The organism is Nonomuraea sp. B10E15 (assembly GCF_039871615.1).
Lineage (GTDB): Bacteria > Actinomycetota > Actinomycetes > Streptosporangiales > Streptosporangiaceae > Nonomuraea.
On sequence record NZ_JBDPMB010000009.1, the window covers coordinates 154,871 to 173,222 of the forward strand.

Annotated in this window: 22 protein-coding genes; 13 read left to right on the forward strand and 9 right to left on the reverse strand. The window is 71.4% G+C overall.

Annotated features, from left to right (window positions below; translation table 11 throughout):
- Positions 1–48 precede the first annotated feature (48 nt).
- Both ABGB14_RS25305 and ABGB14_RS25310 read left to right on the forward strand, forming a co-directional pair.
- Positions 49–984: a Gfo/Idh/MocA family oxidoreductase gene (locus ABGB14_RS25305; protein ID WP_347646304.1), complete on the forward strand. Its 936-nt coding sequence runs from the start codon at positions 49–51 to the stop codon at positions 982–984.
- Positions 984–1,790, forward strand: coding sequence for a TIM barrel protein (locus ABGB14_RS25310; RefSeq protein ID WP_347646305.1), 807 nt, complete (start codon positions 984–986; stop codon positions 1,788–1,790). Before ABGB14_RS25305 ends, ABGB14_RS25310 begins: the two co-directional genes overlap by 1 nt.
- On the opposite strand, the gene ABGB14_RS25315 is transcribed toward ABGB14_RS25310, so the two are convergent.
- A complete protein-coding gene (locus ABGB14_RS25315) occupies positions 1,760–2,941 on the reverse strand; it encodes an MFS transporter (protein WP_347646306.1) in 1,182 nt (393 codons plus the stop codon). The two genes, ABGB14_RS25310 and ABGB14_RS25315, sit on opposite strands and share 31 nt — an antisense overlap.
- A gap of 25 nt (positions 2,942–2,966) precedes the next feature.
- Positions 2,967–3,656: a DUF998 domain-containing protein gene (locus ABGB14_RS25320; protein ID WP_347646307.1), complete on the reverse strand. Its 690-nt coding sequence runs from the start codon at positions 3,654–3,656 to the stop codon at positions 2,967–2,969.
- 217 nt (positions 3,657–3,873) lie between these two features.
- Between ABGB14_RS25320 and ABGB14_RS25325 the strand changes: the two genes are divergently transcribed.
- The gene (locus tag ABGB14_RS25325) at positions 3,874–4,524 is read left to right on the forward strand and encodes a DUF1707 domain-containing protein (protein WP_347646308.1); all 651 of its coding nucleotides are present in this window, start codon (positions 3,874–3,876) and stop codon (positions 4,522–4,524) included.
- Positions 4,525–4,554: 30 nt separating this feature from the next.
- Here the strand turns inward: ABGB14_RS25325 and glpX are convergent, their stop codons facing one another.
- Positions 4,555–5,589 (reverse strand): class II fructose-bisphosphatase, encoded by a 1,035-nt coding sequence (gene glpX / locus ABGB14_RS25330; protein WP_347646309.1) that lies wholly within the window; start codon positions 5,587–5,589, stop codon positions 4,555–4,557.
- A 228-nt stretch (positions 5,590–5,817) separates the two neighbouring features.
- On the opposite strand from glpX, the gene ABGB14_RS25335 reads away from it, so the two are divergent.
- From ABGB14_RS25335 to ABGB14_RS25345, 3 genes are all read left to right on the forward strand, one after another.
- Entirely contained in the window at positions 5,818–6,426 is a 609-nt protein-coding gene (locus ABGB14_RS25335; RefSeq protein WP_347646310.1) for a TetR/AcrR family transcriptional regulator, read from the forward strand.
- A gap of 11 nt (positions 6,427–6,437) precedes the next feature.
- Complete coding sequence (locus ABGB14_RS25340) at positions 6,438–6,968, forward strand: DUF4245 domain-containing protein (protein ID WP_347646311.1); 531 nt, start codon at positions 6,438–6,440, stop codon at positions 6,966–6,968.
- A gap of 87 nt (positions 6,969–7,055) precedes the next feature.
- Complete coding sequence (locus tag ABGB14_RS25345) at positions 7,056–7,292, forward strand: exodeoxyribonuclease VII small subunit (protein WP_132512172.1); 237 nt, start codon at positions 7,056–7,058, stop codon at positions 7,290–7,292.
- A 232-nt stretch (positions 7,293–7,524) separates the two neighbouring features.
- Here ABGB14_RS25345 and ABGB14_RS25350 read toward each other — a convergent pair whose 3' ends face one another.
- Entirely contained in the window at positions 7,525–7,935 is a 411-nt protein-coding gene (locus tag ABGB14_RS25350) for a nitroreductase family deazaflavin-dependent oxidoreductase (protein ID WP_347646312.1), read from the reverse strand.
- A gap of 83 nt (positions 7,936–8,018) precedes the next feature.
- On the opposite strand from ABGB14_RS25350, the gene ABGB14_RS25355 reads away from it, so the two are divergent.
- Positions 8,019–8,651 (forward strand): TetR/AcrR family transcriptional regulator, encoded by a 633-nt coding sequence (locus ABGB14_RS25355; protein ID WP_347646313.1) that lies wholly within the window; start codon positions 8,019–8,021, stop codon positions 8,649–8,651.
- On the opposite strand, the gene ABGB14_RS25360 is transcribed toward ABGB14_RS25355, so the two are convergent.
- Genes ABGB14_RS25360 through ABGB14_RS25370 form a run of 3 tightly spaced genes read right to left on the reverse strand, consistent with a single transcriptional unit; the run spans position 8,618 to position 11,455 of the window.
- A complete protein-coding gene (locus ABGB14_RS25360) occupies positions 8,618–9,214 on the reverse strand; it encodes an MBL fold metallo-hydrolase (RefSeq protein ID WP_347646314.1) in 597 nt (198 codons plus the stop codon). The two genes, ABGB14_RS25355 and ABGB14_RS25360, sit on opposite strands and share 34 nt — an antisense overlap.
- Before the next feature lie 15 nt (positions 9,215–9,229).
- Entirely contained in the window at positions 9,230–10,444 is a 1,215-nt protein-coding gene (xseA, locus tag ABGB14_RS25365; protein WP_347646315.1) for an exodeoxyribonuclease VII large subunit, read from the reverse strand.
- A gap of 57 nt (positions 10,445–10,501) precedes the next feature.
- The gene (locus ABGB14_RS25370; RefSeq protein ID WP_347646316.1) at positions 10,502–11,455 is read right to left on the reverse strand and encodes a hypothetical protein; all 954 of its coding nucleotides are present in this window, start codon (positions 11,453–11,455) and stop codon (positions 10,502–10,504) included.
- 101 nt (positions 11,456–11,556) lie between these two features.
- Between ABGB14_RS25370 and ABGB14_RS25375 the strand changes: the two genes are divergently transcribed.
- Positions 11,557–12,522, forward strand: coding sequence for a 4-hydroxy-3-methylbut-2-enyl diphosphate reductase (locus tag ABGB14_RS25375; protein ID WP_347646317.1), 966 nt, complete (start codon positions 11,557–11,559; stop codon positions 12,520–12,522).
- A gap of 22 nt (positions 12,523–12,544) precedes the next feature.
- On the opposite strand, the gene ABGB14_RS25380 is transcribed toward ABGB14_RS25375, so the two are convergent.
- Together ABGB14_RS25380 and rmuC are read right to left on the reverse strand one after the other, a co-directional pair.
- The gene (locus ABGB14_RS25380; protein WP_347646318.1) at positions 12,545–13,054 is read right to left on the reverse strand and encodes a DUF6542 domain-containing protein; all 510 of its coding nucleotides are present in this window, start codon (positions 13,052–13,054) and stop codon (positions 12,545–12,547) included.
- A 14-nt stretch (positions 13,055–13,068) separates the two neighbouring features.
- Positions 13,069–14,349: a DNA recombination protein RmuC gene (rmuC, locus tag ABGB14_RS25385; RefSeq protein ID WP_347646462.1), complete on the reverse strand. Its 1,281-nt coding sequence runs from the start codon at positions 14,347–14,349 to the stop codon at positions 13,069–13,071.
- Positions 14,350–14,436: 87 nt separating this feature from the next.
- Between rmuC and ABGB14_RS25390 the strand changes: the two genes are divergently transcribed.
- From ABGB14_RS25390 to ABGB14_RS25410, 5 genes are all read left to right on the forward strand, one after another.
- Positions 14,437–15,168, forward strand: coding sequence for a hypothetical protein (locus ABGB14_RS25390; protein ID WP_347646319.1), 732 nt, complete (start codon positions 14,437–14,439; stop codon positions 15,166–15,168).
- 11 nt (positions 15,169–15,179) lie between these two features.
- Entirely contained in the window at positions 15,180–16,256 is a 1,077-nt protein-coding gene (gene ychF / locus ABGB14_RS25395) for a redox-regulated ATPase YchF (RefSeq protein ID WP_347646320.1), read from the forward strand.
- Between the two features lie 116 nt (positions 16,257–16,372).
- On the forward strand, positions 16,373–16,672 hold the full coding sequence (locus tag ABGB14_RS25400; protein WP_347646321.1) for a hypothetical protein: 300 nt from the start codon (positions 16,373–16,375) through the stop codon (positions 16,670–16,672).
- A 328-nt stretch (positions 16,673–17,000) separates the two neighbouring features.
- Positions 17,001–18,017, forward strand: coding sequence for a conjugal transfer protein (locus ABGB14_RS25405; RefSeq protein WP_347646463.1), 1,017 nt, complete (start codon positions 17,001–17,003; stop codon positions 18,015–18,017).
- 80 nt (positions 18,018–18,097) lie between these two features.
- Positions 18,098–18,343, forward strand: a complete 246-nt coding sequence (locus ABGB14_RS25410; protein ID WP_246091063.1) for a hypothetical protein — start codon at positions 18,098–18,100, stop codon at positions 18,341–18,343.
- Positions 18,344–18,352 lie beyond the last annotated feature (9 nt).

Consider the following 18,352-nt stretch of genomic DNA (forward strand, 5'->3'; position numbering starts at 1 on the left):
GTTTCATATCCGCCTGGGCGGAGGCTCCGGCGGGGACGGGAGACGTTCATGCGTGTGGGACTGTTCGGGCTGGGCCGGATCGGGGCCTTCCACGCCGCGACCATGGCCGCCCATCCGCTGGTGGACGAGCTGATCGTGGCCGATCCCGTGCGGACGTCCCCGTACGGCAGGCCGGGAGACCCCTTCGAGTCGGACGCCGTGGTCATCGCCACCCCGACCAGCACCCACGCCGAGCTGATCGTCCGAGCCTGCGCACTCGGCATCCCGGTGTTCTGCGAGAAACCGGTCGCGGGCACGGTGGCCGAGACCGTCAAAGTGCTGGAGGCGCGCGCGGGCACCCGGGTGCACGTCGGGTTCCAGCGCCGGTTCGACCCCGGGTACGCGGCCGCCGCGCGGGCCGTGCGCGACGGCGAGCTGGGGGAGCTGCACCGGGTCCACCTGGTCACGGCCGACCCCGCGCCGCCGCCCGCCGCGTACATCCCGCTGTCCGGGGGCATCTTCCGCGACTGCCACGTCCACGACTTCGACGCCCTGCGCTGGGTGACCGGCCGCGAGGTGGTGTCCGTCTACGCGCGGGGCGCCAACCGCGGCGCCGCGTTCTTCGCCGAGGCGGGCGACGTGGACACCAGCGCCGCGCTGCTCACGCTGGACGACGGCACGCTGGCCACCCTGCAGGGCTCGCGCTACAACGGCGGCGGGTACGACGTGCGCATGGAACTCGCGGGCACCCGCCGCACCCAGGCGGTGGGGCTCGGCCCGCGCGCCCCGCTCCACACGACCGAGGGCAAGCGGGAACCGGACGATCCCTGGCCCGACTTCGTGACCCGCTTCGCGACCGCGTACCGCGACGAGATCGACTGCTTCCTCCGCGGCGGCCAGGGCCTCTGCTCGATCGAGGACGCCCTGGAGGCCCTGTACATCGCCGAGGCCGCCGACCTGTCGTTGCGCGAAGGCCGTCCCGTCGACGTGGCGGAGGTGCGGTGATGAAGCTCGCGGGAGCGCCCATCTCGTGGGGCGTGTGCGAGGTCCCCGGCTGGGGCCACCAACTTCCGCCCGACCGGGTGTTGTCCGAGATGTGCGAGCTCGGCCTCACCGCGACCGAGCTGGGCCCTCAGGGTTTCCTGACGCCCGGTCTCATCGAGCGGTACGGCCTGCGCCTGGCCGGCGCCTTCGTGCCCGTCGTGCTCCACGACCCGGGCCACGACCCGCTGCCGGGCCTGCCGGAAGACGGGCTGCTCGTGCTGGCCGCCGCCACGGGCGACGACGGCTACGACACGCGCCCCGAGCTCGACGCCGCCGGCTGGGCCACGCTGCTGGGCAACCTCGACCGGATCGCCGCCGCGCTCGGCCCCCGAGCGGTCCTGCACCCGCACGTGGGCACCATGGTCGAGAGCCGGGCCGAGGTCGAGCGGGTGCTGGAGGGCAGCTCGGTGCCGCTCTGCCTGGACACCGGCCACCTGCTGGTCGGCGGCACCGACCCGGCCGCCCTGGTCGAGGCGGCGGCGTCGCGGATAGCGCACGTGCATCTCAAGGACGTCGACGCCCGCCTCGCCGCCCGGGTCGCCGCCGGGACGCTGCCCTACACGCAGGCGGTGCGCGAGGGCGTCTACCGCCCGCTCGGCCAGGGCGACGTGGACATCGAGGCCATCATCACCGGCCTGACCAGGAGCGGCTACGACGGCTGGTACGTCATGGAGCAGGACGTCATCCTGTCCGGCCCTGACGACCGGCCGGTCGAGGACGTGCGGCGGAGCCTCGCCTACCTCGACGGGGTGGTGGGCGCGGGCTGACCGGTGCGGCTCCTGGGTTCGAAGCCGGGCGCGAGCACGATGATCGCGGCCGCCAGCACCAGCGGCGCGGCGAACGCCGCCCGCATGTCCGCGGCGTCCGCGATGCCGCCCACCAGGGCCGCGCCCACGATGAAGCCGACGTAGTTGAAGAGGTTCACCCTGGCGATGGCGACCCCGGTGCCCGACGGGTCGAGCCGGCCGGCCGCCGAGAACGACTGCGGCGCCACCACCGACAGCCCGACCCCGGTCAGCCCGAACGCCGCGATGCCGAGCGGCTGGCTCGGGGCCAGGACGACGCCGAGGAAACCGGCGGTGGCGATCACGCCGCCGATCCTGACGATGGCGGCGGGGCCGTACCTGCGGACGGCGAGGTCGCCGCCGAGCCTGACGGTCAGCGTGGTCGCCTGGTAGGCCACGTAGGCCAGCGGGATCACGCGCGGGCCCGCCGCCAGCACGTCCTTCATGAACACGGTGTTGAAGTTGGACACGGCGGCGTCGCCGACGTACAGGAAGCCCATGGCCAGGCAGAGGGGCACGATCGGCCGCCAGGGGAAACGGCCCGGGGTGGTCCCTGGGGCGGCCGCGGCCTTCTCCTCGTCCGGCGCGCACAGGCCGGGGCCCGCGTAGAGAGAGCCGGCCAGCGCGAACACCATCGGGATCGCCATGATGAGCGGCAGCGGGAGATCGGCGGCCACCGACGCCCATAACGCTCCGGCCATGCCGAACGCGCTCCACACGCAGTGGAAGCCGTTGAGCACCTGGACGCCGTACCTGCGCTCGACCGCCACGCCCTGCATGTTGATGCCCGCGTCGACCGCGCCCACGGCCAGGCCGAACACCAGCAGCACCGGCACCAGCAGCGGCACGCTCGGCGCGACCCCGGCCAGCACCACGGCGGCGGCCACCACCGGCTGGGCGACCCGCAGCAGGACCCTGCTGCCGTGGCGGGCGGCGAACGCCCCCGCCGCCACGCTGCCGACCCCCGCGAAGACGGGAACGATCAGCAGGAGGAGCGTCAGCGTGCCCTCGTCGAGCTCGTGCTTGTCCTGCAGGGCGGCGACCTGGATGAGGAGCGAGGCGAACGACAGGCCCTGCACGGCGTAGACGACGTACGTGGCGAGCCGGGCCTGGCGATCACGCGAGGACGGCACGGCGGCCTCCTGATCGGGGGGTGGATCAAACGTGAGGCGGAGTCAGGTTAGCCGCAGAACCAGCCGTTCCGCCAGCACGCAGACCGGGTTTCAGCGACCGGTTCCCCGGAGTGGCCGCCCACACGCCGAGCGCCAGCAGCGCCGCCACCTCCGTGACGGCCAGGCCGCGCTCCACCAGCCCGAGAGGCATGACCCGATACCACGGCAGGCCGTTGCGCGTGCCGACGAACACCACCGTGCCGATGCCCACCACCCACAACACCGAGCAGACCCCGAGCCCGAACGCCACCAGCGTGGCCCGCGACCGCTCGCGGCGCCGCCACGGCCCGGTGATGAGCACGACCGCGAGCGGCAGGCACAGGAAGGCCAAGAAACTGCCCACCCGGTGGATGCTCCCGCTCACGCTCGGCCCCACCGACCAGTCGTGCTTCTCGAACCAGGCCGTCATGAGCAGGCCGACGCTCCACCCCATGAGCGCCACGGTGCCGAGAAGACCGGCCAGCTTCCTGCGCGCCAGGGACACCCCGATGCCCACGGACCCCGCCGCCAGCAGACCCACGGCGAACCCGAAGATCCAGCCGTCGGGGCCCAGGCCGTGCTCGCTGATGGTCCGCCTGATCGGGTTCATCTCGTCGAGGCTGGACACCTCCAGGCCGAGGATGACCGCAATGCCCGCGCCTGCCGCGCCGAGACCCCACCGCGCCGGTTGATGCACGCGCACACACCTCCTACGCCTGATCAACGGCCGGGGGCGCGCACGGATTCCGCGCGGGGCGAACTTCTCGAGGCTTGCCCCCCAGGGCGCCGCCTTCCGCCACGCCGAGACGAACGAGGACCTGGCCGGGGAGATCGTCGCCTCCCCGGCGCGAATCGGCTGAGGCGGACCGGTTCGGGACGAGCGCATCCAGCGAGCGCCAGATATCGTCAGAAGTGTGAACGAACGCGCTGGATCGTGGTTGCCCAAGCTGCAGGAAGTGGGAGAGCGGCTGGCCGAGGAGTGGGTGTCGGCCCGCCGCCCGCCGGCGTCCGGCGACGCACCGCAGCCGCACGAGCTACGCGCGTCCGACGCCGACCGGGAGCGCATCGCCCAGGTCCTCCAGGACGCCCACGCCGACGGCCGGCTCTCCCTGGAGGAGCTGGAGGAACGGCTCGGCGTGCTCTACTCCTCGCGCACGCTCGGCGAGCTGGCCTCGCTCACCGCCGACCTGCTGCCCGCCGAGGACCAGCCGCTCAACCTCGACGACCGTCCGGTGTCGGCCATCTTCAAGAAGGAGCAGCGCGGCGGGCGCTGGGTCGTGCCCGCCGAGCTCGCCGTGACGGCCATGTTCGGCACGACCAAACTCGACTTCCGTGACGCGATCCTGCAGAACCGGCGGATCATCATCAACGCCACCCTCGTCTTCGGCGGGCTGGAGATCCACGTGCCCGAAGGGCTCGAGGTGATCAGGGTCGCCAGGGACAAGACCGTCCGGCTGACCAAGCAGCCGACGGAGCCGGGCGGGCCCGTCGTCGAGGTGCGCACGACCAACTTCGCCGGCGAGGTCAAGGTCAAGGAGCCACCCCGCCGCAAGCGCCGCCGCTGACCGCGCCCCATCGGCGCCGGGCCCGCCGCCTCAGCCCGCGGTGTCGAAGTTGATCGCGCTGTACGCGCGCAGCTTCCAGAGCTGGTGCTCGCTCTCGATCTTGCGGATCGTCCCCGACCGGCCTCGCATGACCAGCGATTCCGTCACCGCCGAGCCGGCCCTGAACCGCACGCCCTGCATGAGCTCGCCGTGCGTGATGCCGGTCGCCGCGAAGAACACGTCGTCCGACCTGACCAGGTCGCTGGTGGTGAGCACCTGGCCGAGATCGTGCCCGGCGTCGACCGCCCTGCTCCGCTCGGCGTCGTCGCGGGGCCAGAGCCGGCCCTGGATCACGCCGCCCAGGCACTTGAGCGCGCACGCCGCCACGATGCCCTCGGGCGTGCCCCCGATGCCCAGCATCAGGTCGATGTTCGTACCGGAACGGGCCGCCATGATCGCGCCGGCCACGTCACCGTCGGTGATGAACTTGATCCGCGCGCCCGTCTCCCTGATCTCCTTGACCAGCCGCTCATGCCTGGGCCGGTCGAGCACCACCACGGTCACGTCGGACGGCGAGCAGTGCTTGGCCTTGGCCACCGCGTTGATGTTCGCGGACACGGGGGCCTCGATGTCGACCACGCCGGCCGCCTCGGGGCCGGTGACCAGCTTCTCCATGTAGAACACCGCGGACGGGTCGTACATCGAGCCGCGCTCGCTCACGGCGATCACCGACACCGCGTCGGGCATGCCCAGCGCCGTCAGCCTGGTGCCGTCGATGGGGTCGACGGCCACGTCGCAGGCCGGGCCGCTGCCGGCGCCGACCTGCTCGCCGTTGAACAACATCGGGGCGTGGTCCTTCTCGCCCTCGCCGATGACCACCACGCCGTTCATCGACACCGTGTTGATCAGCTGGCGCATGGCGTTCACCGCCGCGCCGTCGGCGCCGTTCTTGTCTCCCCGGCCGACCCAGCGGGCCGCCGCCATCGCGGCGGCCTCCGTGACCCGGACGAGCTCCATCGCCAGGTTGCGATCGGGGGCGTGCTCGCCCGTGGCGAGCTGGGCCGGTACGGACGTCTCGTCGGACATGATGCGTGGCCTCCTCGTGGAACCTCTACGTCGATCGTAGTTGCCGCCATATTTCCGCTCCGGGCGGGATAATCTGCCCTGTCGACATTGCTCCTCTGCCCAGAAGCGGGGAGAAGGCGGCCTCGGTAAGCTTCGACTGGTCGTTCTGCCTGCCGGAGAACGGGTCCCGCGCCGGAGGTCCCGCCTCCGCCGTGGGCAGGATGGCGCCTCGCCGTGGAGGAGATCCGAATGAGCGATGTGGAAAACGTGGTGGCCCAGTCGCGCACGTCCGAGCGGGGCGCGGCCACACGCAGCTCGCTGCTGGCCGCAGCCAGGGAGGTCTTCGTCTCCAAGGGCTTCGCGGAGGCGGGCGTGACCGACGTGGTGGCCAGGGCGGAGGCCAGCGTGGGCAGCCTCTACCACCACTTCTCCGGCAAGGCCGACCTCTACCTCACGTTGTGGGAGGAGTTCCAGGCCGGGCTGTCGCAGCGCACCAAGCTGGCCGCCCGCGCGGCCCGCGCGGGCGGCGAGACCGACCCGATGCGCGTGTTCGTGAGTGCCGCCCGCGCCTATCTGGAGGGCTGCCTGGAGGAGCGCGAGCTGGCCGCGCTCTTCCTGCGCGGCGACGGCCCGCCCGGCTTCGACGTCATCATGCGCGACCGGCTCCGCAAGTGGGCGCAGCTCAACGCCACCCTGTTCGAGGACGAAGGCGCGCTGGTCGTGGTGATCACGGGGGCGCTGGCCGCGGCCGTGTCCGAGGTCGTACGGTCAGGCGACCGGGGCCTGGCCGAGGACGCCCTCGCCATCATCGGCCAGATCCGCCCGGCCACTTCGGCGACCGCCTCGTCCAGCGGGTAACCTCGCCAGGTGTGCGACGGTTCACCGAAGGTTTCTACGGCTACGCGGTAGCCCTGCTGGTCTGCCTGGTGGGAGCCGGGGTGTTCCTGCTGGTCACCCCGCAGAGCCGCGATGAGCACATCCCCCGGCTCGACTACTCCATCACCGTCGCCAACTTCGGCCACGAGGTGCCCTATGGCGTGTGGGCGCCGCGGAACGACCCGGCCGGATGGGTGCCCAACAGCAACCGGATCGCCGCCGGCACGGGCGGCGCCAAGGTCCTCTACCTCGGTTACGCCACCGCCGAGCGGGAGCACGCGATGTTCGCGCAGAGCGACGAGAAGCCGCCCGCCGGGTTCGCGAGCCGCATGGCCAACAGCGACAAGGCCGTGGGCACGCAGCAGATCGGCGGGGTCACGTGGGAGCAGCGCTTCCGCGAGGACAAGAACCAGCGCACCCTGGTGCGGATGCTGCCCGACGTGACCCTGGTGATCACCGGCACCGCCGGCTGGCCCGAGCTGGCCGAGCTGGCCGCCCTCCTCCAGCAACGCCCTCAGGGTTGACTCGCGCCCGCCAGGGCATGCTTTGCCGCTCGCGTGCGGGTACGCGCCTGCGCCCGGGCACGCGCCGTCGCGTCTAGGGTGGGTGCCGTGGCAGACGAGAAGGCACCCTCATATGAGCAGGCCCGCGAGGAGCTGACCGAGGTGGTGCGCCGCCTGGAGACCGGCGGGCTCACGCTGGAGCAGTCGATCGAGCTCTGGGAGCGGGGCGAGAAGCTGGCCGCCGTCTGCGAGGAGTGGCTGCAGGGGGCCCGGGTCAAGCTCGCCGCGGCCATGGCCCGCCGCTCCGATCCGACGTCGGACGACGCGGGCGACGCCCCGTTCTGACCCGCCCACGTCGGGCGACGCCACGTTCCGACCCGCCGGCACGCCTGGTGGCTGGGCGGTGCGGCGCGATCGCCGCACCGCCGTCCTGGCTGCGGGCCCGCCGCGCCCCCCTTGTGCCCGACCGCCGCAAGGCTGCTGCGGCCGGGCCGGCGCCTTCCGCCTGCGGCGGGACCCGCTGCCGTTCCTGCCGCGGCCGGTCCGGGGCCTGGTGGCCGGTCGCGGTTCAGGAGCGTCAGGAGCCGGCCGGCACGAGGACGACCACCGGGATGCGGCGGGTGGTCTTGGCCTCGTACTCGGCGAACTGGGGTGCCTGCGCCACCATCCGCGCGTAGAGCCGGTCGCGTTCCTCGCCCTCCACGGCGACGGCACTGGCCTCGAACGTGTCCGCGCCGACCTCGATGGTGGCCTTGGGGGTGGCGCGCAGGTTGTGGTACCACGCCGGGTGCTTGTCGGCGCCGCCGGCGGACGCGATGACGACGTGGCGGTCGCCGTCCGGCAGGTACATCAACGGGGTGGTGCTCTGCTTGCCGCTCTTGGCTCCCGTGGTGGTGAGCAGCAGCAGCGGCGCCCCCTCGAACATGCCCCCGACCCGCCCCTCGTTGGCGCGGAACTCGGTTATGACCTGCTGGTTGAAATCCGTCATCACGGCTCCTCAGGGAATCGGAGAGATCTCCGGTTCGAAGATTAATCGGAGAGTTCTCCGTTTACAAGCTGTATGCTCCCCCCGTGTGCGGACGCCGAATCCTGCCCGTGATCGGGCAGCCCCAGCCGGAACGGGCCGACGCCGCCCGTAACCGACGGAAGATCATCGAGGTGGCCGCCCGGATGATCGCCGAACACGGCGCGGACGACATCTCGCTCGACGAGGTGGCCCGCGTCGCCGGCGTCGGCGTCGGCACCGTCTACCGGCGCTTCGGCGACCGCACCGGGCTCGTCCTGGCCCTGATCGACGACCAGGAGCGGCAGTTCCAGGAATCCTTCCTCGCCGGGCCGCCGCCGCTCGGGCCCGGCGCCCCCGCCGCCGAACGGATCACCGCGTTCCTGGACGCTCTGGTCGACCGGGTCGTGGCCCAGCACGGGCTGTTCGTGCAGCTGGAGAAGTGCGGCAAGACCATCCGGTACGGCGGGCCGTACCGGGTGCACCACGTCCACCTGGCCACGCTGCTCGCCCAGGCCTGCCCTGCGGCTGACCCGGCGTTCCTGGCCGACGCGCTCCTCGCGCCCGCCAACGCCCGCCTGATCGCCTTCCAGCAGGAAGAGCGCGGCATGACGATCGAGGAGATCAAGGCCGGCCTGGGCCGGCTGGCCACGGTGGTCAGGCGCGGCTACAGCGTTCCGCCCGGAGGCAGCCAGCGGTAGCCGGGGCCGGTCTCCTGGGCCAGCCACCCGTTCACGCTCGCCAGCCCTCTCTCGTTGACCTGGGCGTCATGGATCCCGTACGCCCGCCGCGCCCGCACCGCGCGTACGAAGTCGATCACCTCGGCCGTCTTCAGCCACGACGCCTGCAACGGCACCAGCAGCGTCTCCACCGGCTCCTGCGGCACGTGCAGCGAGTCTCCGGGATGGTAGAGGGCGTGCTCGACGAGGTAGCCGATGTTGGCACAGTCGGGCAGACCGTCATAGACCGGCGCGTGCCGCCCACCGCAGGCCCGCACGTGGAAGCCCGCCACCGAGAGCTCCTCACCGGCGCTCACCGGTGTGTACGGCAGCCGCCCCAGCTCGGCCCCGCCCGGCGCGTACACCCGCACACCCGCCCCCAGCAGCCGCAGCACGTCAGCGTGGTCGCCGTGCTCGTGCGTGACCAGCACCGCGTCCGCGCCGTCCAGAGCGGAGGGCTCGGTCCACGTCCCCGGGTCGATGACCAGCCTGCGCCCCTCATGCTCCACGCGTACGCAGGCGTGCGTGAACTTCGTGACCTTCATTCGCCGGACCTCAGGTCAGGTCTCATCGGGCTCCTCCGTGCGCACGGTCAGGCGGTCGTCCGTGAGGCGGATCGTCAGCACGGTGCCGGGGGAGACGTCCTTCGCCCGGCGCACCACGTCACCGGACGGGTGCTGCACGATGGCGTAGCCGCGCTCCAAGGTGGCGGCCGGCGACAGCGCGACCAGCCGGGCACGCAGGTGGGTGAGGTCGTCGGACGCCCGGTCGAGCGAACCGGTCAACGACCGCCTGGCGCGCTCGCGCAGCGCGTCCACCTGCTCGGCCCTCCGTTCGAGCTCGCGTACGGGATCGGCCAGTGACGGCCGGGACCGTACCGACGTCAGCCATGACATCTCGCGGTCGAGCCAGCCGCTCAGCACCCGCCGGCCCCGGTCGCGCAGCTGGCGCACCAGCGTGAGCTGCTCGCCGACGTCGGGCACGACCTTCTTGGCCGCGTCGGTGGGCGTGGAGGCGCGTACGTCGGCCACCAGGTCGAGCAGCGGGCTGTCCTGCTCGTGGCCGATCGCGCTCACCACCGGGGTGCGGCAGGAGGCCACGGAGCGCACCAGCGTCTCGTCGGAGAACGGCAGCAGATCCTCCAGCGAGCCGCCGCCCCGGGCGATGACGATCACGTCGACGGAGGAGTCGGCGTCGAGCCTGCCCAGTGCCTCGGTCACCTCGCCCACCGCGTACGGTCCCTGGACGGCCACCTCCTCGACCTTGAACCGCACGGCGGGCCAGCGCCTGCGGGAGTTCTCCAGCACGTCGCGCTCGGCCGCCGAGTCGCGGCCGCAGATGAGCCCGATCGTGCCGGGCAGGAAGGGCAGCCGCCGCTTCCTGTCGGCGTTGAACAGCCCCTCGGCGGCCAGCAGCTGCCTGAGGCGTTCGAGCCTGGCCAGCAGCTCGCCCACGCCGACCGGGCGGATCTCCATCGCGGTGAAGGCGAACGATCCTCTGTTGACCCAGAAGTCGGGCTTGACGTGCACGACCACCCTGGCGCCGTCGGCCGGTCTCGGCATGGCCGCCTCATAGACCCCGCGAGGGGCAGTGACCCTGGCCGACACGTTGGCGACCGGGTCACGCAGGGTCATGAACACCGTGCCGCCGCGGGCGCTCAGGTCGGTGATCTGGCCCTCGACCCAGACGGTGCCGAGCCTGCCGATCCAGCCGCCCACCATCTGCAGGACAGTGCGGATCGGCAAGGGTGACTCGGGCGAGGTCTTCGAGGTCATGGCGGAAGACTACGCGGCGGGGAGGCTCGCTTCCCGCGGCCGGACGTTTCTTCCCCGCTAGTCGCCGGCCTGCAGCTTGGCGAGGCGGTTCTCGAACATGCGGATGACCTCGGCCCTGGCCGTCGTCGCCCGCTCGTAGGCCAGGAAGGCGCTGATCTGCTCGGCGGTCTTTCCGCGCATCCTCGCGCGGAGGGAGGCGACGGTCAGCTCCGCGTAGCCGGGCAGCGGCTCGGCCAGGTCGGTCACCGGGGCCGTCACGGGCTCGGGCGCCGCGGCGGGCTCCTTGGCGGCGGACTTCCTGGCGGCGGGCTTCCTCGCGGCCTTGGGCTTGGCCTGCGTCGCCTTCGGCTTCGCGGCAGGCTTCGCGGCGGCGGCCCTCTCCGCGACGGCGGGCTCCTCCGTGACCGCCGGCTTGTCCTCGACGGCGGGCTCCGCGGCCTCGGGCGTGGCGGGTGCCGCCGCTGCCTGCGCGGTCCTGGCTTCGGCGGGCTTGACCTCCGGAGCCTTCGCCTCCGCGGGCTTGGCTTCGGCGAGCTTCGCCTCCGCGGGCTTGGCTTCGGCGAGCTTCGCCTCCGCAGCCTTCGCCTCCGCGGGCTTGGTCTCCGCGGCCTTGCCCGTGGGCTCGGCGGGCTCGGCGGGCTCAGCGGTGGCGGGCTCCGTCTTGCCGGCCGGGGCGAAGATGACCGGGTCGGGCCTGCTCTTGCCGGTGCCGTTCGGCTCGGCGGCCCCCGGGCGAGGGGCGAAGATGACCGGCTCCTTGCGGGCGGGCTTCTCCTCGTCCTCCGCGGCGGGCGCGGCGAGCTGGTCGACGGCGGGGCGGGAGTCCTGCTCCTCCTTCTCGCCCGAGCCCCTGACGGAGTTCTTCACCCGGTCGACGAGCAGCATCGCCTGCCCGGCGGCGCTGAGCGCGGTCTGGGCGACGAGAAGCGGCAGGTCCTTGGCCTTCTCCTTGAGCTCGTCCTTGTTGGTAACGGTTTTGGCGATGTTGCGTATCACGTCGCTGAGGGACATGTACGTCTCCCTGGGAGGTCAGTATTGGACGGCCAGTGTGGCAAACCGCGGGCGGCCACGCACGCGCGGGCCTACTGGCCGCTCCACGTAGCATAAGAAGTATGGAGCCCCAGACCCCCACTTCCCGCCGAGTCCTCGTAGCCAAACCACGTGGCTACTGCGCCGGAGTCGATCGAGCCGTGGTAGCGGTCGAGAAGGCTTTGGAGCAGTACGGCGCGCCGATCTACGTGCGCAAGCAGATCGTCCACAACACCCACGTCGTCAAGACGCTCGAGGCCAGGGGTGCCATCTTCGTCGAGGAGACCGAGGAGGTGCCGGAGGGCGAGATCGTCGTGTTCTCCGCCCACGGCGTCGCGCCCGTCGTGCACGAGGAGGCCAGAGCCCGCCGGCTGCGCACCATCGACGCCACCTGCCCGCTGGTCACCAAGGTGCACAACGAGGCGAAGCGGTTCGCGGGCCAGGACTACGACATCCTGCTGATCGGGCACGAGGGCCACGAGGAGGTCGAGGGCACCTCCGGCGAGGCGCCCGACCACATCCAGCTGGTCGACGGGCTCGACGCGGTCGACAAGGTGCAGGTGAAAGACCCGAGCAAGCTCGTGTGGCTGTCGCAGACCACGCTGTCGGTCGACGAGACCACCGAGACGGTCGCCCGGCTCAAGGAGCGTTTCCCCACGCTGATCGACCCGCCGAGCGACGACATCTGCTACGCCACCCAGAACCGGCAGGTCGCGGTCAAGGAGATCGCCGCCGACTCGCAGCTGGTCATCGTGGTCGGCTCGGAGAACTCCTCCAACTCCAAGCGGCTGGTCGAGGTGGCGAAAGACTACGGCGCCGAGGCCGCCTACCTCGTCGACGACGCCACGTTCATCCGTGACGAGTGGCTCGACGGCGTCACCACGGTCGGTGTGACCAGCGGCGCGTCCGTTCCCGAAGAGCTCGTGGACGGGGTGCTGGCACGGCTGGCCGAGCACGGGTTCGGCGACGTGACGGAGGTGCAGCCGGTCGACGAGCGCATGCGCTTCGCCCTGCCCCACGAGCTGCGCAAGGACCTGCGGGTCTCATGACGCGGGGCGATCGGAACCTGTCTCAGTCGTCGCCGCGCGGCGTGCCGTACACCTTCGGCTCGAAGTAGCCCTCCGGCTCGGGCACGAACGGCTGGCGCGGGCGCGGCACCTCCGCGCCCGCCTTCAGCTCCTCACGCAGGTCGCGTACGTTGTCCCGCAGCCCGCGCCGCCACGCGACGCCCAGCACGGCGGCCGAGCCGGCGAACAACCACGGCCCCCCCTGCGTCAGCGACGTGTAGAGCCCGAGCGCCAGCGACTGCACGATCGACACCGAGCCGAACGCCCGGCCGAGCTCGACGAAGAGCGTGGCGCAGAAGAACACCAGCGGCGGCGTCACCACCAGTGACAGCAGCTCGCGCCGGTTGACGAGCAGCACGCCCAGCAGGCTGGCCACGACGAACGCACCGCCCACCAGGTGGGGGACGTCGAGCAGGGCGGTCAGCACGTAGCCCGCGAGGGTGGCGACCAGGGAGAGCGCGATGGCGCCGCGCGCGGTCAGCTTGACCGCCGAACGCCTGCCTTTCCCGGCCACTGGCCCACCCCCGTCTACTGCGACCCGTTGGCCAACTTACCGTTCGGGTGCGAAATCAGTGACGAGGTTGGCTGAGAAGCGGTTTCGAGCAGTTCGGGTGAGGCGAGGGGCCTGGGCAGCCCTTCGAGCATCTCGGGGGAGTCGAGGTCGCCGTCGACGACGCCCAGATCGTGCAGCTTGCGCGCGGTGACCAGCACGCGGCTTTCGAGCGATCCGACCGACTTGTTGTACGCCTCCACGGCCCGCGTCAGCGCCCTGCCGAGCGAGTCGACGTTCCTGCCCAGGGTCGAGAGCCGTTCGTACAGCTCCTTGCCCAGCTCGAACACCGCCCGCGCGTTCTCGCTGAGCGCCGCCTGCTGCCAGGCGTAGTGCGCGGTGCGCAGCATCGTGATCAGCGTCGTCGGCGTGGCGATGTGCACCCGCCGCGTCATGGCGTATTCCAGCAGCCCGGGGTCGCGTTCGAGGGCGGGCGCCAGGAACGCCTCGCCGGGGATGAACAGCACGACGAACTCCGGCGACGGGTTGAACCCCTGCCAGTAGGACTTGGCGGCCAGCCGGTCGATGTGCTCGCGCACGTGCCTGGCGTGCGCGTCGAGCCTGACCGTGGCGAGCGACTCGTCGGATGCCTCCGCGGCCTCCAGGTAGGCCGCCAGCGACACCTTGGAGTCGACCACGATGTTCTTGCCGCCGGCCAGCCTGACGACCATGTCGGGCCGCATGGAGCCCTCGGCGACCTGTTCGTCGAAGTCGCAGTAGCGCTGCATCCCGGCGATCTCGGCGACCCTGCGCAGCTGGAGCTCACCCCACCGGCCGCGCGCCTCGGGCCGCTGCAGGGCCCTGACCAGGGCGGTGGTCTGGGAACGCAGCTGCTCGTGGCTCTGGCGTACGAACTCCATCTGCTTGGCCAGCTCCGCACGCGCGGCGCGCTGGCCCGACTCGGTGTCGCGCAGCTGCGACTCGACCCGGGACAGCGCGTCCTTCAGCGGCTCGACCAGGTGCTCGACGGCCTGCCTGCGCTGCTCCAGGTCGCCGGTGGCCTCGGCGCGGCTGGCGGCGAGCCTGGTCTCGGCCAGCTCCAGGAAGCGCACGTTGTTGACGTCGAGCGCGCGCGTGGACAGGGCCTGGAAGCGTTCGGCGAGCTGCTCCTCGACGTAGACCAGCTTCTCCGCGGCCGACCTCGCCCGGGCGTCGGCCTCGGCCACCCGCACCGCCGCGCGTGTCCTGGCGACGAGGAAACCGATGAGCAGCCCGACGGCGAGACCTGTGAGAAGCGAGATGACATCCACTTCATCGATGATTGCAGGACTCCCGGGCGCGGATCTCCCCGACACGCTTGGGCGTTCCGCTTGTGCGCGGAGACTCTCGTCGCCGAGAGTAGTGGGATGGACACGCTCGCGAAGCAGGTGGTGGTGGGCGTCTCGGTGGCGGTGGCGCTGGTCGCGCTGGCCGGGGCCGTCATCGCCGGCGCGGCGAGGAGCTCGCGGCCCGAGCGGACGCCGGGGCCTGCCGCGCTGCGCTGGTCGCCGGGCGCGTGCGTCACCGGCGACTTCGCGCTGACCCCGTGCAACGGCGGCGTCTCCGAGGTGGTGGCCATCGCTCCCGACCCGCCGGGTCCGGGCGACTGCCCCGAGGACACCGACGACGTCCTGCGCGTCGGGCCGGGCCGTACGGCGTGCGTACGCAACTTCCTCGACCCGCACCCCGGCGCCCCCGGCGGTGGCGGCGGCCTGCTCAGGGCGGGCGACTGCGTGGCGCACGACGGCCGCGAGCGGCCGTGCGCCCGGTCCGGCTGGTACGGCAGAGCCGTCGCGATCACGCCGGACGCCGCAGCCTGCCCCGAGGACACCCTGGACACCCTCGGCAGCGGCATCAGGACGGTCTGCCTGGGCCCTGGCGGACAGGTGCTCGACCGGGGCGCGTGCGTGGCGCGGCCGCCGGGCCGGGTGGCCGACCGCTCGGACGTCACCCGGGTGACCTGCGGCTCGGCCCGGGCGTGGGCCAGGGTGCTGTCGTTCGAGTCGGCCGCGAAGGACTGCCCGGCGCGCTCCGAGCGTTACCTGCGCTCGGCCTCCGCCCCGCGCCCGGTGACCTGTCTGGACGTGCTGAGCAAGTAAACTCGACGTCCGTGAGTCTCTCCATCGGCATCGTCGGCCTGCCCAACGTCGGCAAGTCCACGCTCTTCAACGCGCTGACCAAGTCCGGCAACGCGCTCGCGGCGAACTACCCGTTCGCCACGATCGAGCCCAACGTGGGCATCGTGGGCGTGCCCGACGACCGCCTGCCCAAGCTGGCCGAGATCTTCGGCTCGGCCCGCATCCTGCCCGCCAAGGTCGAGTTCGTCGACATCGCCGGGCTGGTCAAGGGGGCTTCCGAGGGGCAGGGAAGGGGCAACCAGTTCCTCGCCAACATCCGCGACACCGACGCGATCTGCCAGGTCATCCGGGTCTTCAACGACCCCGACGTCACCCATGTCGACGGCGAGATCTCCCCCAAGCGCGACATCGAGACCATCAACACCGAGTTGATCATGGCCGACCTGCAGACGGTCGAGAAGGCCGTCCCGCGCCTGCAGAAGGAGGCGCGCAACAACAAGGACAAGAAGGTCGCGCTCGAGGCCGCGGAGGGCGCCCTGAGGGTGCTGGAGACCGGCAAGACCATCTTCGAGAGCGGTCTCGACCGCGACGAGCTGCGCGAGCTGCACCTGCTGACGGCCAAGCCCTTCCTGTACGTGTTCAACCTCGACTCCGACGAGCTGGCCGACGCGGCGCTCAGGGAGCAGCTGTCCACGCTGGTCGCGCCGGCCGAGGCCGTCTTCCTCGACGCCAAGATCGAGTCCGAGCTGGTCGAGCTCGACGAGGAGGAGGCTCTTGAGCTGCTGCAGTCGGTCGGCCAGGAGGAGTCGGGCCTGCGCCAGCTGGCCAGGGTCGGCTTCGAGACGCTCGGCCTGCAGACCTACCTGACGGCAGGCCCGAAGGAGACCAGGGCCTGGACGATCAGCAAGGGCGCCACGGCGCCGGAGGCGGCCGGCGTGATCCACACCGACTTCCAGCGCGGCTTCATCAAGGCCGAGATCGTCTCCTTCGACGAGCTGGTCGAGGCGGGCTCCATCGCCAACGCCAGGTCCGCGGGCAAGGCCCGCATCGAGGGCAAGGACTACGTCATGCGCGACGGTGACGTGGTGGAGTTCCGCTTCAACGTCTGACCGGACGGTCCCGGGAAAGGATCGGACGTCTGATCCCGGGACGACTGATGCGTCAACCTCTGCGGGCGTCCGCGCGTCGAATCGTCACGGCGTTCACGCTGACTCGGGAGACCCTCATGATCCGTCGCATCATCCGGAAACGACGCCCCGCACCCACGCTCACGGGCATCAGCCTCGAGGAGGAGCTGGCCCTGATCAGGGTCGAGCTCATGTACGGCCTGCGTGTCAACCGCGAGGCGTACCTCCGCAGAAAGGTCGACGAGCGCAACGAGATGGTGACCCGCATGCGCGAGCAGGGCCCCGCGGGCATGCTGGCCGATCTCCGCGGCTCCCTGGAGCGGGCGGTGCAGCCGACGGTCGTCGACCTGGACAGCAGGCGCCGGTCGCACTCGTCTCAGGATCCTGAGCCCGCCTGACGCTCCGCCTCCGTTCGTGACCTATGCCGAATCCGCAGGTCGCGAGAGTCCATGCGCGATTTGGACAGGAATCCGTGGCCGCCGCGCTATGCGTTTTTAGGCGTTTGGCCTGGTCAAAAGCCGTTTACGCCGGGAACTCACTGGAATCGGGTCTGGGGCCTGTCATGCGGGCCCGGTTTGCCGTGAGGACGGTCATGCCGCAGCATGGGCGTGGCTTTCCTGGAACAATGGCGGAGACCGGATAGGGTGACTACTTCACCGCGGATGATGGGGATCGGCAACGGACGACACCGCGCCAGCCGGGGGGATCGGCGCGAGCGGAGGCGTGATGGCTCGTAGGTCTACCGTCCAGCACGATCCTCGGATCGCTGGCGAGCCCGAGCTTTCCGCGCGCCTCGACACGGACGACTTCGACGCGCCGCCGCCTCGCCGGCCCCGGCGCGGCGGCTGGTCGGGCGGCGGCGGGCGGTGGCTGGTATGGACCGGCCGCATCATTCTCTGGGCACTTATTGTGGTTGTCGTGGTGAATGGGATTCGTGCCCCATTTGAGAGGTTTACCCAGCAGGAGGTTGCCGCGCCCAATGGTGCGGTGCAGGAGCACCATGGATTCCCCGCCGAGCGAGGCATGGCATTCGCCGCCCAGTTCGCGGGCGTCTACCTGAATTTCAACCCCGACGACGCGGCGAGCAGATCCAGCAAACTCGCCGCGTTCCTGGCCCAGGGCATGGACCCGCAAATGGGCTGGGACGGCTTCGGCAAGCTGGCGGCCGTCGCCATCCAGGCCTACGACATCGAGGCGGCCGACGCCCACAACGCGGTGGTGAGCGTGGCCTTCCAGACCGGCCCGCGCAGGATGATGGTGTCGGTCCCGATCTACTTCTCCGGCGACGACGCCGGAGAGAGGTTCGTCGTCTCAGGGCGTCCGGCGATCCTGCCCGCCCCGGCCCCGGCCGACCTCCCCCAGGTGGCCAAGCCCGAAACCGACGACGCGGCCGCGGCAGAGCTCAAGCCGCAGCTGGAGGGCTTCTTCAAGGACTACGCCGACGGTGACGCCGCCGGGCTGCAGCGCTACGTCGCCGCAGGCAAGAGCCTGCCGAGCTTCGGCGGCGCCTTCACCTTCGCGGAGCTCAAGGAAGTCGTGGTGCCTGTGGGGGGTGCCACCAGAGAGATCCAGGCGGTGGTGGTGTGGACGGTGCCGAACGGCGACGCCCCGCCCACTCCCGACTCCACCGACCCGGCGGCGGCCGGCGGGCGTCTGGAGCAGGCCTATCGCCTGACCGTCGAGAAGCAGGGCGACAAGTGGTTCGTCGCCGATATCCGCGGCGCCGGCCGGGTCGCTGATTAGGGCATGGCCACGCTGCTGATCGGTACCCCCCGGGAGGACAAGAAGTGACCTATAAGACCGTACTGCTCACCTTGATCGAGATGACGCCGACACCGGTGTCGACCGGCATCGACACCGGAGGGCTCGCCGACTTCCTGCGCGCGTTCTTCGCGCCGCTGTTCCTGGTCGTCGTCTCCGTGGTCGCGCTGTTCTTCCTCTTCACCCGCGAGATCACGCGGTTCGTGCAGTTCCTCATCCTGGCCGTGGCCATCGGAGTGATCTTCTACGTTCCCAACATCATCGAGGTGACGGCGAAGGCGATCGCGGGCGCGCTGGGCATCACGTAAGGGTTGAGA